Origin of the sequence: Candidatus Merdisoma sp. JLR.KK011 (genome assembly GCF_036941125.1) — a bacterium.
Classification (GTDB): Bacteria; Bacillota; Clostridia; order Lachnospirales; family Lachnospiraceae; genus Laedolimicola.
The window spans coordinates 1,055,645-1,070,701 of record NZ_JAYWSZ010000003.1 but is presented as its reverse complement, the minus strand read 5'-3'; the positions used below and the strand labels follow the sequence as shown (position 1 = coordinate 1,070,701).

Below are 15,057 nucleotides of genomic sequence, written 5' to 3'. Positions count from 1 at the left end.
CTACCGCGGAACCTCTACCATGGTATAGGCTTCCACAATATCCAGCTCCTGGATATCATTAAATTTCTCAAATACCAGACCGCACTCATAGCCGGCCTTTACTTCCTTCACGTCATCCTTAAACCGCTTCAAGGAAGCCAGGGCGCCGTCGAAGATCTGATCGCCCTCTCTGGTAATCCGGCACTTGCAGCCTCTCTGGAATACTCCGTCCAGCACATAGGATCCGGCAATGTTGCCCACGCCGGAGGCCTTGAAGATCTGGCGTACCTCCGCATGGCCCAGCACCTTTTCCTCGAAGACAGGATCCAGCATTCCCTTCATGGCTGTCTCCACATCGTTGATGGCATCGTAAATCACACGGTACAGACGCAGATCTACCTTCTCGCGCTCCGCCGTCTCCTTTGCCGTGGCATCCGGCCTTACATTGAAACCGATGATAATGGCATTGGAAGCGGAAGCCAGGCTCACGTCGGACTCATTGATCGCACCCACGCCGCCATGGATGATCTTCACCACAACCTCCTCGTTGGAGAGCTTTAAGAGACTCTGCTTTACGGCCTCCACGGAGCCCTGCACGTCTGCCTTTACGATAATATTCAATTCCTTCAGATTGCCGGACTGAATCTGGGAATACAGATCATCCAGGGACATCTTAAGCTTGGTATCCTCCAGAAGCTTTTCACGGCTCTCCTTTACGTAGGTTTCCGCAAAGGTTCTTGCCTCCTTGTCAGTCTCCGGCGATACAAAGATCTCGCCGGCTCCCGGCACATCGTTAAGGCCGAGAATCTCAACGGGCTTAGAGGGGCCTGCCTCCTTCACCCGGCGTCCGTTGTCGTCCATCATAGCCCGGACCTTACCGTGGCAGGCGCCCACTGCAATGTGATCGCCCACATGAAGGGTTCCCTTCTGAACCAGAACCGTTGCAACCGGTCCCTTTCCTTTGTCAAGCTCTGCCTCAATAACGAGGCCTCTTGCCCTGCGGTTGGGGTTGGACTTAAGCTCCAGTACCTCGGCCGTTAAAAGGATCATTTCCAAAAGCTGATCCAGTCCCTCATGGGTGTGAGCCGATACGGGTACGAAAATGGTGCTTCCGCCCCAGTCCTCGGGAATCAGCTCATGCTCTACTAACTCCTGCTTTACACGCTCAATATTGGCGCTGGGCTTATCTACTTTATTAATCGCTACAATAATCTCAATGCCTGCGGCCTTTGCATGGTTGATGGCCTCCACGGTCTGGGGCATCACGCCGTCGTCGGCGGCTACCACCAGGATCGCAATATCCGTAGAATTGGCTCCGCGCATACGCATAGCCGTAAATGCCTCATGTCCCGGGGTATCCAGGAAGGTAATCTTCTGGCCGTTGATGGTTACCACATAAGCGCCGATGTGCTGGGTGATTCCCCCGGCCTCCCGGTCAATCACATGGGTGTCACGGATGGCATCCAGAAGGGAAGTCTTACCATGGTCTACATGGCCCATAACGCAGACTACCGGCGGACGGGCCACAAGGCTGTCTTCCGCATCCTCTATATCCTCAAGCATCTTGCCGATAACATCCTCTTTTTCCTCCGGAACGGGATCAAAGTTCATCTCCATGGCAAGCTCTCCGGCTGCATCAAAATCCAGCTCGGAATTAACCGTAACCATCTTGCCTGCAAGAAACAGCTTTTTGATAATGACGGAGGGCTGGATCTTCATGCGCTCTGCCAGATCGTGAATGCTGATAAGCTCCGGAATCTCTATTACCTTTGGCGTAAGATCTTCCTTCTTTGGCGCCGGAGGCGTCGGACGCACCGGCGCAGAGCCTTTAGCGCCCCTGCCGTTTTTCTGGTTCGGACGATTGCCGCCTTGATTCGGCCTGCGGCCTCCCTGACCGGGCTTGCCGCTCCAGTTGTCATTAAATTTGCTGTTTTTCTCTTTTTTGCTGTCATCATTTCGATTCTTATTCTCCGCTCTGCGGTTTTCCGTCTTTCGAAGCTCTGTCACGGAAGGAGCTGCCGGAATATCCATGGAACGGCGGTTATCCCTGGACTGGCCTCCCCGACTGTCGCGGCCGTCTCTTCCCTGGCCGCCGAAGCTTCTCTGGCCGTCGCGGCCCTGGCCTGTGCGGTTATCCCGGCTGTCTCTTCCCTGGCCGCCGAAGCTTCTCTGGCCGTCGCGGCCCTGGCCTGTGCGGTTATCCCGGCCGTCTCTTCCCTGGCCGCCGAAGCTTCTCTGGCCGTCGCGGCCCTGGCCTGCGCGGTTATCCCGGCCGTCTCTTCCCTGGCCGCCGAAGCTTCTCTGGCCGTCGCGGCCCTGGCCTGCGCGGTTATCCCGGCCGTCTCTTCCCTGGCCGCCCCGGTTATCCCGGCCGTCTCTTCCAGGTGTCCCGGAAGCTCTCTGGCCGTCACGTCCTGCACCCTGGGCCGGACGCACTGCGCTCTGCTGGGGACGGCGCTCCTCCTGGGAAGCCGGCTTTTGTACCGGACGCTCCGCTGCCGCTGTGGGAGCTGCCTTGGGCTCCTCTGTATTCAAAGGCTTTACAGGCTGCTCCGGACCGGCCGTCTTTCCCTGTGCGCCTGCCGCCGGACGGGCCTGACCCTGGCCCGGCGCTGCCGGCTTTGTCTGTCCGGGCGCTGCCGGACGGGCCTGACTCTGGGATTGGGCAGGTCTTCCAAGACCTGAACCCCCGGGACGTGCCTGACTCTGTGCCTGGGCAGGTCTCCCCTGTCCCGGCGCCGCAGGCTTTCCCTGTCCAGGCGCTGCCGGACGGGCCTGCTGGGAACGGGCCTGGCTGGCCCGGCGCTCCGCTCTCGGGTCTTTGATTCCCGTCTGGCTGTTATGGGTGTTGTACACCGCAATGATTTTTTTCTTTCTGGGCGGAGCCGCAGGCGCTGCTGATGCCGCCTCTTTCGGCTGCGCTCCTTCCTTTACAGGAGCTGCCGGCTTTGGCCCAAAGGCCTTTTTCACCATGCCCTCCTGCTCATCTGTGAGCATGCTCATATGGCTCTTTACCTCTATACTCTTCCCACTTAAAAATGCGAGAATCTCTTTATTTGTCTTATCTAATTCTTTTGCAAGTTCATGTACTCTTTTCGACATACTTACCTCCGTTATTCAGTTTGTATTCCACAGGCATTTTCATTCATGGATTATATTTTTTTCTATGGCTTTTGCCAGTCCGTCGTCCAACACTGCCAGCGAAGCCCGGAATTCTTTTCCTATGGCATGCCCAAGCTCTTCCTTCTCTCCGAAAAAATAAATGGGCACCTGATAGTAATCACACATATTCCGAAATTTTTTCTTCGTGTTTTCCGATGCAGCTTCCGACACAATCACCAAAGCTGCCTTTCCCGTTTTCACTGCTTTCTCTGTGGCAAATTCTCCGCTTGCAACTTTACCGGCCTTCATAGCCATACCAATCATCCCGTATGCTTTATTCCATGCCAATTTTATCCAGCTCCTTTTCCAGACTGTCGTACACTTCCGGAGGAATATTCATTTTCAGCGAGCGCTCCAGGCCCCGGTTTTTCCTTGCCTTCTTAAGGCACTCTCCGGAAAAGCACAGGTAGGCTCCCCGTCCATTCTTCCGGCCTGTGGTATCCAGTACGACTTCACCTTCCGCTGTCTTTAAAATGCGCAGCATCTCTTTTTTGCTCTTCATCTCCTGACAGCCGGTGCACTGGCGCATAGGCACTTTCCGATTTGTACTCAAATCTATCACATCCTAATCTCTGCCCTTTCGAAGGCTTTTCTATTCCTCAAAAGGCTCCTGGGAATCATAATCTGAATCTTCCGGCTCACCCTCGTAAGCCTCCTCATAGGCATCCAGATACGCTCCGTCCTCCGGATATTCCTCACCATCCGGATACTCTTCCTGATAAGCAGCCAGGGCCGCCTGTTCCTCCTGGTAAACCTCAAAGTCCTCATACTCTTCGTATTCTTCATCCACGTCAAGCCAGCCTTCAATCTCCTTGGCCTGTGTCTCGCTCTTGATATCAATCTTAAAGCCTGTAAGCTTTGCAGCAAGACGGGCATTCTGTCCCTCCTTGCCGATAGCCAGGGAAAGCTGATAATCCGGGACCACAACCTTGGCTGTCTTATCCTCCGGGTCTGCCAGAACGGCCACCACCTTAGCGGGGCTTAAGGCATTCTCTATGAGAATGGCCGGATTCTCACTCCAGTTGATGATGTCTATCTTCTCGCCCCGAAGCTCGCTTACAATGGCATTGACCCTTGCTCCGTTCATACCGACGCAGGCGCCCACAGGATCTACATCCGGGTCATTTGACCACACGGCGATCTTTGTTCTCGGGCCGGCCTCTCTGGCCTTTGTCCGGTAATCGGCCTCTCTGGCAATGCATTTAATCTCCACCGTTCCGTCACGCACCTCGGTCACCTCAGACTCAAAGAGCCGCTTCACCAGCTCCGGGTGGGTTCTGGACACAAGAATCCTCGGCCCCTTGGTGGTATCCTTTACCTCCAGGATGTATACCTTAATCCGCTCGGTGGGCTTGAACACCTCACCCTTGACCATCTCATTTTCATTGAGGATGGCATCCACCTTGCCCAGGTTAATGCTGACATTTCTGCCGATATAACGCTGCACCACGCCGGTGACCACGTCCTTTTCCTTAGCATAATACTGGTTAAACAGAACCTTGCGCTCTTCCTCCCGGATCTTCTGAAGGATAACATTCTTTGCATTCTGGGTGGCAATGCGGCCGAATTCCTTGGACTTAATCTCCACATTCACGATATCGCCCAATTCATATTTGGAATCTATCATCTTTGCATTGGACAGGCTGATCTCCAGCACCGGATTCTCCACCTGTTCCACCACGGTCTTTTCCGCATGCACGGAAAACTGGCAGGTCTTTGGGTCGATATATACCTTTACATTGTCGGATGTTCCAAAATGATTCTTGCAGGCCGTAAGCAGGGAATTCTCAATGGCCTCCAGCAAGGTTTCCTTGCTGATGTCCTTTTCCTTTTCCAAAATTTCCAAAGCTTCCAGCAATTCTGTGTTCATTGTTCTCTTTCCTCCTCGTTTTAACGAAATACTTTCCGGAATGCTCCAAACCAAAAACCGAAAAGTATTTATGTGGCTGTACTAGAAATCAAAGGCCAGACGAATCAGAGCAATGTTATCCCTAGGGAATACCCGCTCCTCTTCCTCTTCTACTGTAATCGTTACCGTATCCTTATCGTATGCTTTTAAAATTCCACGGAATTCCTTCTGCTTCTCTACCATGCGGTAGGTACGGATCTCCACTTCCTCCCCCAGGCTTCGTTCAAAATCCCGTTCCTTTTTCAGCGGACGGCCAAGCCCCGGAGAGCTCACCTCCAGAATGTAGGACTCCTCAATAAAGTCCTTCTCGTCAAGAATGCCGCCCAAGGCCCGGTTCACGATCTCACAGTCGTCCACGGTGATTCCTCCGGGCTTATCAATGTAGGCCCGTAAGTACCAGGTGCCGCCCTCCTTTACATACTCTACGTCCACCAGCTCAAAATGATTGGCTTCAATGATGGGCAGTACCAGCTCCTCTGTCTTCTGTTCGTAGCTCTCTCTCTTTGTCATAGACTTCCTTTCCCGTCCGGGGCCTTTGTTTCCTGTTTTTGCTCTTCTGTCCGGCTTTGCTGTTTCTCAAAAACAAAGAGTGAACTTTCGTTCACTCTTTTCGGCCGCCTTATTTAATCTATTACATTGTAACACATTTATTGGAAAATGCAAGAGTTTTTTTATTTTTCTACCGCTTTTTCTACCGCATAACAATATAAACCATATACCCAAGATAGCACATCAGCATAACCGCACCTGTCATGCGGCTTACCTTCTCCCGGCACCACAAAGGGATAAAAAACACTGCCGTCAGCGCAATCAGTATCAGCATATCATACACATTTTCCATCTTCACTGCAATGGGATGAATCACCCCGGAAGCGCCTAAGATGAAACCGATATTCAAGATATTGGAACCGAGAACATTTCCCAGGGCAATCTCACTCTCTCCCTTTTTGGCCGCCACCACAGACGTTACCAGCTCCGGCAGAGAAGTTCCGATGGCTACAATGGTAAGCCCCACCAGAGTTTCGCTCATTCCGAACCGGTAGGCCAGATCCGTGGCAGAATTCACCACCATCTGTCCGCCTCCGATAATAGCTGCCGCTCCTCCGGCACACAGCAGAAGGCTTACCGGCAATGGACGGGTGATGCCGAACTGCTCCGCTACCCGATCCCTGACCGCCGTGCGGATCAGATGGTACATATAACCGGCAGTAACCCCCAGAAGCACCGCTCCGTCCAATAGGGAAATAGCTGTCTCCCTGGGATTCCAAAAAATATCCACGGCACCTGCCAGCATCAGAAGCGCCATCAGGCAGGACATCACATAATCCCGTTTCAAGACAGAACGCTTTACGGTCATGGGGCGGATGACTGCCGCCAGTCCAACCACAACCAGAAGATTCATAATATTAGAGCCCGTCACATTTCCCAGGGCAATATCGTTGCTTTCCTTTAACGCCGCCGTCACGCTCACCGCCAGTTCCGGCAGGGAAGTGCCCAAGGCAACAATCGTAAGCCCGATTACAATGGAGGGGATTCCAAGCTTTTTGGCAATATCCGAAGCGCCCTCCACAAAAAAATCCGCTCCCTTGACCAGCAATCCAAAACCAATGATCAAAATGATTATTGACACAATCATCCGTTTCTCCTCTTCCGGCACAGATGCCTTATTCCCACAGGCAGCGAGCCAAGCGGACATGGCCCGGGCCGTCCCTTTGCTGCGAGATCTTTGACTTTGCGGCATATGTCCGTCATATAGTGTCTTACACACAGAAAAGACTTTTAACAAAGAATCTATGTAAAAGTCTTTCCTGTTTTCTCCTTATTCATACCCAGCCCTCGTCCTCCGGGGATACCGCCGTCCAAAAAGTCCGTATCCTTTGGAACGGGAGGACTTGGAAGATATTATTTAAACATTGATCTCCGCTTTCACCCCAAGCAGCTCTTTGTATTCCTCCAGAATCGGCTTCACCACCTGGCCGAGGAATGCTTCCACCTGCTCCCGTGCCCGTCCCACATAACGGGAAGGCTCCATGGTCTTGCGCAGATCCTCCAGAGACAGGTTAAAGGACGGATCTGCCGCAATCAGTTCAAGGAGATTGTTCTCGCCGCCATTGACCTTCACATTTTTCCCGGCCTCCATGGAAAGCTCGCGAATCCGCTCATGCAGCTCCTGCCGGTCTCCCCCTGCCTTCACCGCATCCATCATAATATTTTCCGTAGCCATAAAGGGAAGTTCTGACATCAGGCGCTTCTCAATCACCTTGGGATAAACCACCAGGCCGTCCACCACATTGAGGCATAGATCCAATATACCGTCCACAGCCAGAAAGCCCTCCGGAACGCTTAAGCGCTTATTGGCCGAATCATCCAGCGTCCTCTCAAACCACTGGGCCGCTGAGGTAATAGCCGGATTCAAGGCGTCAACCATCACATATCTGGACAGAGACGCAATCCGCTCACTGCGCATGGGATTGCGTTTATAAGCCATGGCAGAGGAGCCTATCTGGGACTTCTCAAAAGGCTCTTCCACCTCTTTTAGATGCTGCAGAAGCCGGATATCATTGGACATCTTGTGGGCGCTGGCCGCAATCCCTGCCAGGACATTCAGCACTCGGGTATCCACCTTCCGGGAATAGGTCTGTCCAGACACAGGATAGCACTCCTCAAAGCCCATCTTCTTTGCAATCATGGGATCAATTTTATCAATAGTCTCCTGATCCCCGTCAAAAAGCTCCAGAAAGCTGGCCTGCGTCCCCGTAGTCCCCTTGGAGCCCAGAAGCTTCATCGTAGAAATCACATGATTCAGATCCTCCAGATCCAGACAGAACTCCTGCATCCACAAGGCTGCCCTCTTTCCTACGGTAGTGGGCTGGGCTGGCTGAAAATGCGTAAATGCCAGGGTAGGCAGAGCCTTATACTCATCCGCAAAACGAGCCAGCTCCCCAATCACATTCACCAGCTTTTTGCGCACCAGCTTCAAAGCCTCCGTCATCACAATAATATCCGTATTATCTCCCACATAGCAGGAGGTCGCCCCCAGGTGGATAATCCCCTTGGCCTTGGGACACTGCTGTCCATAGGCATAAACATGGGACATAACATCGTGGCGCACTTCCTTCTCCCGTGCCTTCGCCACATCGTAATTGATATCATCCTGATGAACCTTCAGCTCATCAATCTGCTCCTGGGTAATATTCAGTCCCAGCTCCTTCTCCGTCTCCGCAAGGGCAATCCAAAGCCGCCTCCAGGTTCGAAACTTCTTATCCGGAGAAAAAATATACTGCATCTCCTTACTTGCATAGCGCTCGGATAAAGGGCTGACATATCTATCTGTGCTCATTCTCGCATTCTCCTATTCCAGCAGGCATTCCCATACGTAATACCCCTTTTAATCCACCTTGGCCTACAGTCCCAGACGCTTAAACACCTCGTTGTAAGCCTCTTCTACATTCCCCAGATCCCGGCGGAAGCGATCCTTGTCCAGCTTCTCATGGGTATTGATATCCCACAGCCTGCAGGTATCCGGCGAAGTCTCATCCGCCAGAATAATCTGGCCCTTGTAACGCCCGAACTCAATCTTAAAATCAATCAGCTCAATCCCGGCATTGGCAAAATAAGCCTTATACACCTCATTGATCTTAAACGCATATTCCGTAATCGTATCAATCTCTTCCCTGGTAGCCAGTCCCAGCGCAATGGCAAAATAATCATTGATCAGCGGATCGCCCAGATCGTCATTCTTATAGCTGAACTCCAGAGTCGGAGCTGCAAACTTCGTCCCTTCCTCCACGCCGAGACGCTTCGAAAAGCTTCCAGCCGCCACATTCCGGATAATCACCTCTAAGGGAACAATCTCCACCTTCTTTACCGCCGTCTCCCGATCACTCAGCTCCTCAACATAATGAGTCGGAATCCCCTCCTTCTCCAGAAGCTGGAACACCCGGTTGCTCATACGGTTATTAATGACACCCTTCCCCTGAATCGTCCCCTTCTTCAAACCATTGAACGCCGTAGCATCATCCTTATAATCCACAATTAAAACATCCGGATCCTCCGTAGTATAAACCTTCTTAGCCTTTCCTTCATATAACAGTTCTTTCTTTTCCATGAAAATTCTTTATCCTTTCTTAAAATTATCAGAATCTCAGCCCGTCCGTCCTATAAGTATAACCTCAACCCACCGAAATTTCAACCTCCCAAGCCTAAAATTCCCATATTTCCACCTTACTGAACAAAATGCCCCAAAAACTGCTGTGTCCGAGCCTCCCTTGGATTTCCAAACACCTCTTCCGGCGTCCCCTCCTCCAGAATCCTCCCGTCATCCATAAAGATCACATGATTCGACACATCCCTGGCAAAAGCCATCTCATGGGTTACAATAATCATCGTAGTCCTCTGTTCCGCCAGTTCCTTAATAACCCTCAGCACTTCCCCGGTCAGCTCCGGGTCGAGAGCCGAAGTAGGCTCATCAAAGCAGAGAATATCCGGCTGCAGAGCAAGGGCCCTGGCAATCGCCACACGCTGGCACTGTCCTCCGGAAAGCTGATGCGGATAATTCTTCATCCGATCCCCCAACCCCATCTGCACCAGCAGCGCCTCCGCCTTATGCTCAATCTCCTCATGGATGGTCCTCTTATTCTCCTTATAATCCGGCCGCTCCTTCGCCAATAGCTCACTGGCCAGCATCACATTTCCAAGAGCCGTATACTGGGGAAACAGATTAAAAGACTGAAACACAAGTCCAAAATGCAGCCGCTTCTTCCGTATAGCCTCCTCCTGTGTAGTCACCGGATCATTGGCGTCAAAAAGCGTCTCCCCATTGACCCGGATAATCCCAGTATCCGGCCGCTCCAGAAAGTTAAGACACCTCAGACAGGTTGTCTTGCCGCTTCCCGAAGATCCAATCAGCGAAACCACCTGTCCCTTCTCCAAAGAAAAATTAATATCCTTAAGCACCTCCGTGCGCTCAAAGGTCTTACTTAAGTGCTCTACCTCCAAAATCGCCATTTCATACGCCCCCTTACCTAAAATAATCCAGCTTCTTTTCCAGCCATCCCAGCAGCACCGTCAACAGGCCGCTGAAAATCAGATAGTAAACCGCCGTAAAAAACAGCGGCCAAATCTGGCCGGAAATTCCCTGGGACCCCTTCATAAACGCCTGGCCTGCCCAGATAATCTCCTGGAGGGCGATAATCCGCGCCAGAGAAGTATCCTTCACCAACGTAATAATCTCATTCGACATAGGCGGAACAATGCGCTTAATCATCTGAAGCAGCGTAACCTTAAAGAAAATCTGCTTTCTCGTCATGCCAAGCACCAGCCCGGCCTCCTCCTGCCCCACCGGAACACTCTGAATCCCACCCCGGTAAATCTCAGAAAAATAACAGGCATAATTAAAAACAAAAGCCACGGCAGAAGCAAAAAACCGTCCGGCCTCTCCGCCTCCCCAGATATTATTTCCCAGCACCAGGCCGGGAAAATAAAAAATAATCATCAGCTGAATCATCAAAGGCGTCCCCCGGATAATCCAGACCACAATCTTCGTAAGATAACTCAAGGGACGAAAACGGGACATGGAGCCAAAGGCAATGATAAGCCCCAAGGGAACCGCTCCCAAAAGAGTAACCACAAATAATTTCAAAGTCTGCAAAAAACCAATATTCAGCGATTGAACCACAATCGGAAACTGCTCCAAAAACTGCTCCATGTATGTATCCTGCTTTCCTGTATAATAAAAATCAAACCTCTGCCGCCATATCCGGTTATAAAATCTCCACCCAAAGCCGGATTACAGCAAAAGATGCGGCCAGAGATCCGGCTCCAAAAGCCGGATCAAGGTCGCAAACATCCCTTTTACCTAACAGAAAGACTCTCAAAAGCCCCCTTAAGAACCTTCCTGCAAATTCAATTCCCCATGCAAAATCCAGGTTTCTTACTCCTCAGTCAAATCCACATCAATCAAGGCTGCCTGTATATTGTAAGTACCCGCGCACTCCGCAACGCTCCCGTCCGCATAGCCTGCCAGGAAGAAATCATTCAAAGCCGCAGCCAGATCAGAGCCCTTACGGAAGCCCACGCCATACTCCTCACTGTTCAGCTGAACCGTATAGGTCAAATCCGCATACCCGGTTCCTTCTCCCACCATAGCTGCCGCCATCAGAGAATCAATCACAGCCGCATCCGAAGTTCCCGAAGCCACCTCAAGAAGAGCATCTGACTGAGACTTCACCGGCGTGTTATTCAGCCCAAGCGCATTTACCTCCGCTTCCCCGGCGCTGCCAGCCTCAACCGCAAAATTAAGATCCTTCAGGCTGTCCGTATCCTGGTACTGATCCGCCTTATCCGCCGGAACAATCACAATCTGCGCATTGTTGCAGTAAGCATTGGAGCACTCCATAGCGCTCTTCACCTCATCCGTAAGCGTCATACCATTCCAGACACAGTCAATCGTCTTACTGTCAAGCTCCAGAACCTTATTATCCCAGTCAATCTCCACAAACTCCACAGAGACGCCCAGACTCTCCCCAAACGCCTTCGCCATATCCGCGTCAAAGCCAATCCACTCGCCGCTCTCATCCTTATAATCCATCGGCGCAAAATCCGTAATACCAACCACAAGAGTCCCCTTAGACTTCACATACTCCATATCACTCTCAGCCTCAGCATCCACCCCGGCCTCAGCATCCGCCGCCGGCTCCTCCTTAGCTCCACAGCCCGCTAACAGCGAAACCATCATCAAACCACACAACATCAAACTCAAAACTCTTTTTTTCATAATGTCCTCCCATCCCCGCTTCCGATCACATCCAAACTCCATCTCAGTCATCCTCCGCAAGTCTCCACTTCTTTTCTCTACCAATTGGTCACTGTACCACAATAAAGTTACCCCTGCATTTTACCACACCCCCGCCCCTCTGTCAATCCCCCAAAAAAATTTTTACAAACCCAAAACCTCCCCTCCTCACCCGGCTCCAAAACCCAGGCGCTGCAGGAAAATATGCCAGCAGGCATTTCCAATATCCAGTGTCCGGCTGTTCACGCACACACTGTCTGATATGAGCGCACATTGACCCAACACCACCTTCAAAATCCAACACCCAAAAAGGGGGCAATGTACACTCAGAGCAGACAGTGTGTGCGTGAACCGTCCGAACACAGGATATGGAAACGCCTGCTGGCATATTTTCCTGCGGCGCCGTCCCCCCCTACACTACTCCCGTCCCACATTCCAAGCCCAAAAAATCTCCCTAGCAACAGGCACCGCAAACTCACTCCCCGATCCGGCCTCCTCCACCAGCACACAAACCACAATATCCGACTCTCCTGTATCCGAAAACCCGGCAAACCACGCATGGCTCTTACTTTTATCACTGGAATACTCCGCAGTCCCCGTTTTCCCTGCAATAAAGAACCCCATATTATCCAGCTTACTGCCCGTCCCTTCCGTCACGACAGCCCTCATATATTCCGTAAGAATCTCCGCCTCCTGTTTTGTCATAAGGCTGCCGTAAACAGCCGGGCGAAAGGTCTTAACCAGATCCCCCGTATAAGTCTCCACCCGTTCCAGAAAATAAGGCTTCATCAGAACACCCTCATTGGCAATCGCCCCCATGATCATAGCCATATGCATAGGAGAAACAAGGGTCTCCCCCTGCCCGATCCCCGTCATCATCTGCTCCGCCGGCGCAGCGCCGCTCTCCAGCGAAAAGGAGCTTTTACTATAGGGAAGCTGCAGGGGAAGCTCACTGTTAAACAAAAGCCCTTCGCAATTACTCTTAAACGTCCCCTCGTCCAGAGACAGTCCGATAGAAGAAAAAGCCGTATTGCAGGACTTGGCAAAAGCCTTCCTAAGATCCTCATTTCCATGAGCATTCTTTCCGTAACAGCTGATCGTATAATTCCCCTCCGTCAGGCTGCCGGAACAATGAAACTGAAAATCCTCGTAGTCCGGATTTTCCCTCATATAGTTCAGAAGCGTCACCACCTTAAAGGTTGATCCCGGCGGATACTGCCCCTGCATGGCTCTGTTGTAAAAAACACCGTCACTGTTCTCGCTCTGATTTAAAGCATCCCAATCCTCATTGACCCGGTTGGGATCAAAGTCCGGCTTGGATACCATGGCAAGAACTTTTCCCGTCTCAGCCTCCAGAACCACCACAGCGCCCTTGTGGTTTCCAAGAGCATTGTAAGCCGTCTCCTGCAGCTTGGTGTCCAGGGTCGTAACCACATTGTCCCCGATATTCTTTTCCTCCTTAAGCTCCTTTGCAATCTGCTCTCCAAAAAAGGCATTGGAGGTCAGAAGCTCAAAGTTCGCCAGGGACTCAATTCCTGTCCGTCCCCTGGTAGCATAGCCCGTCACATGGGCAAATACATTTCCATAGGGATAGCTGCGGGTCTCCGTCCCGTCCTCCCCGGTCTTTGTCTCTGCCAGAACCGTGCCGTCCGAAGCAAGTATCTTCCCCCTCACGACCCGTTTTGCGAAATTTTCCTGTCTGGAATTATAAGGGTTATTGATCACTTCCGGACGCAGGACAGCGTTAAAATAAACAAAATAACCGATAAGCAGGGTAAAGAGCCCCGTAAAAAGGTAGGTGATCACCGTAAGCTCATGATCTTTCTTTTGCTTTTTCCGCTTTAAGGGCTCTTGCTTTCTTTGCTTTGGCTTTTGCGTTTCGTTTTCGTTCTTTTTCAATCCTTAACTCCTCGTCTTCCTTTAAAAGATACATTCCCTGGATAATGGCAAACATGGCAATGGTTACAACAATAGAACTTCCGCCGCTGCTGATAAGGGGAAGCGTCACGCCTGTAGAAGGAATAAACTTTATTGCTCCTCCGATGGTCAAAAACACTTGAAAGCCATAGAGGGTTCCAAGCCCAAGGGCTGTATATTTATAGAAATCATTTTTAATCTGCATCGCAATGTTTACAAACATCATAAAGCAGCTGACGCAGATCAGAATCAGGCAGATGGAAAAAGCTCCCCCGAATTCCTCTGCAATAGCAGAAAAGATAAAATCCTCCACCACCACCGGAATCTTACTTGGCTCTCCCTGGTAAAGGCCTGTCCCAAACCATCCTCCCGTTCCGATTGCAAAAAGGGACTGGGTAATCTGGTAGCCTTCCTTGTCAATATACTGGAAGGGATCGCTCCAGGCCATCACACGCACGCGCACATGGGAAAAGAGATGGTAGCCCACATAGGCAGCCACACAGCCGGCTCCCAGGCCGCTGATAAAATATAAAGGCTTTTTGGCAGCCACATAAAGCATAACCAGATAGGTGACAAAAAACAGAAGCGCCCCTCCCAAATCCCTTGAAAAAACCAGCACCAGCACATGAGAAGCCGCCATTATGGTTGTCAGAACCACATCCTTAAAGGCCGTGCTTTTGCTTAACCGGGCCGCCACAAAAAATACAAAGGTAATTTTTACAAATTCCGAAGGCTGGAGGGCAAAGGAACCTATTTTCAGAGATAATTTCGCACCATAGCTGCTTTCGCCAAATACCGCTACCGCAGCCAGGAGCAGAAGCCCGGCTATGCCGTAGACCCAGGGAAGCTTTTTAAGAAAACCGCATTTGCGAATCAGAACCGGAATTACCATGGCCAGGATCAAGGCCGCTGCCGCTATCTGAAACTGCCGCACTGCCCTGTCGTAGGACAGACGGGTCAGCATAATAAACCCGACAGCCAGAAGCAGACACATATTGTTGAGCACCAGGCGGTTAATCTGGGGATAAATCACCTGGGTCATAACCACAACCGCCTGCAGAAGAAAGAGCTGAAACAAATAGAAGATCAAAAGCTTAATCTCCCCTTTCTGCAGGTACATCACCACATAAGCCAGCAAATGTATAAAAAACATCAGAAGATTCTGAAGTCTCCAGACATAGTTGATCTCTCCTGCCCCTCTTTTCTTAAAGGCAGAAAAACTCAAAAGCGAATACAGTGCAATTAAAATAATAAAGGCAAATTTTGATAATTCTACAATGAGGTTTGTCATAATATG

General features: G+C 51.1%; 13 protein-coding genes. All 13 read right to left on the bottom strand.

The window, feature by feature from the left end; translation table 11 throughout:
- Positions 1 to 3,081, bottom strand: coding sequence for a translation initiation factor IF-2 (gene infB, locus VV089_RS06010; RefSeq protein ID WP_172542379.1), 3,081 nt, complete (start codon positions 3,079 to 3,081; stop codon positions 1 to 3).
- A 39-nt stretch (positions 3,082 to 3,120) separates the two neighbouring features.
- Positions 3,121 to 3,405, bottom strand: coding sequence for a L7Ae/L30e/S12e/Gadd45 family ribosomal protein (locus VV089_RS06005; protein ID WP_172542398.1), 285 nt, complete (start codon positions 3,403 to 3,405; stop codon positions 3,121 to 3,123).
- A gap of 10 nt (positions 3,406 to 3,415) precedes the next feature.
- Positions 3,416 to 3,670, bottom strand: a complete 255-nt coding sequence (gene rnpM, locus VV089_RS06000) for an RNase P modulator RnpM (protein WP_172542396.1) — start codon at positions 3,668 to 3,670, stop codon at positions 3,416 to 3,418.
- 63 nt (positions 3,671 to 3,733) lie between these two features.
- Positions 3,734 to 5,011: a transcription termination factor NusA gene (gene nusA / locus VV089_RS05995; protein ID WP_172542377.1), complete on the bottom strand. Its 1,278-nt coding sequence runs from the start codon at positions 5,009 to 5,011 to the stop codon at positions 3,734 to 3,736.
- An 81-nt stretch (positions 5,012 to 5,092) separates the two neighbouring features.
- Entirely contained in the window at positions 5,093 to 5,560 is a 468-nt protein-coding gene (gene rimP, locus VV089_RS05990) for a ribosome maturation factor RimP (protein WP_172542375.1), read from the bottom strand.
- 181 nt (positions 5,561 to 5,741) lie between these two features.
- Positions 5,742 to 6,686: a calcium/sodium antiporter gene (locus tag VV089_RS05985; protein WP_334335276.1), complete on the bottom strand. Its 945-nt coding sequence runs from the start codon at positions 6,684 to 6,686 to the stop codon at positions 5,742 to 5,744.
- A gap of 270 nt (positions 6,687 to 6,956) precedes the next feature.
- Positions 6,957 to 8,390 (bottom strand): adenylosuccinate lyase, encoded by a 1,434-nt coding sequence (gene purB, locus VV089_RS05980; protein ID WP_172542371.1) that lies wholly within the window; start codon positions 8,388 to 8,390, stop codon positions 6,957 to 6,959.
- A 63-nt stretch (positions 8,391 to 8,453) separates the two neighbouring features.
- A complete protein-coding gene (gene purC, locus VV089_RS05975; RefSeq protein WP_172542369.1) occupies positions 8,454 to 9,158 on the bottom strand; it encodes a phosphoribosylaminoimidazolesuccinocarboxamide synthase in 705 nt (234 codons plus the stop codon).
- Positions 9,159 to 9,274: 116 nt separating this feature from the next.
- Positions 9,275 to 10,057: an amino acid ABC transporter ATP-binding protein gene (locus tag VV089_RS05970; RefSeq protein WP_172542367.1), complete on the bottom strand. Its 783-nt coding sequence runs from the start codon at positions 10,055 to 10,057 to the stop codon at positions 9,275 to 9,277.
- 13 nt (positions 10,058 to 10,070) lie between these two features.
- Positions 10,071 to 10,757: an amino acid ABC transporter permease gene (locus tag VV089_RS05965; RefSeq protein WP_172542365.1), complete on the bottom strand. Its 687-nt coding sequence runs from the start codon at positions 10,755 to 10,757 to the stop codon at positions 10,071 to 10,073.
- Positions 10,758 to 10,982: 225 nt separating this feature from the next.
- Complete coding sequence (locus VV089_RS05960; RefSeq protein ID WP_334335275.1) at positions 10,983 to 11,825, bottom strand: transporter substrate-binding domain-containing protein; 843 nt, start codon at positions 11,823 to 11,825, stop codon at positions 10,983 to 10,985.
- Between the two features lie 435 nt (positions 11,826 to 12,260).
- The gene (locus tag VV089_RS05955) at positions 12,261 to 13,742 is read right to left on the bottom strand and encodes a peptidoglycan D,D-transpeptidase FtsI family protein (RefSeq protein WP_334335274.1); all 1,482 of its coding nucleotides are present in this window, start codon (positions 13,740 to 13,742) and stop codon (positions 12,261 to 12,263) included.
- The gene (locus VV089_RS05950; protein WP_334335273.1) at positions 13,657 to 15,051 is read right to left on the bottom strand and encodes an FtsW/RodA/SpoVE family cell cycle protein; all 1,395 of its coding nucleotides are present in this window, start codon (positions 15,049 to 15,051) and stop codon (positions 13,657 to 13,659) included. The genes VV089_RS05955 and VV089_RS05950 overlap by 86 nt, the downstream gene beginning before the upstream one ends.
- Between the last annotated feature and the right edge of the window lie 6 nt (positions 15,052 to 15,057).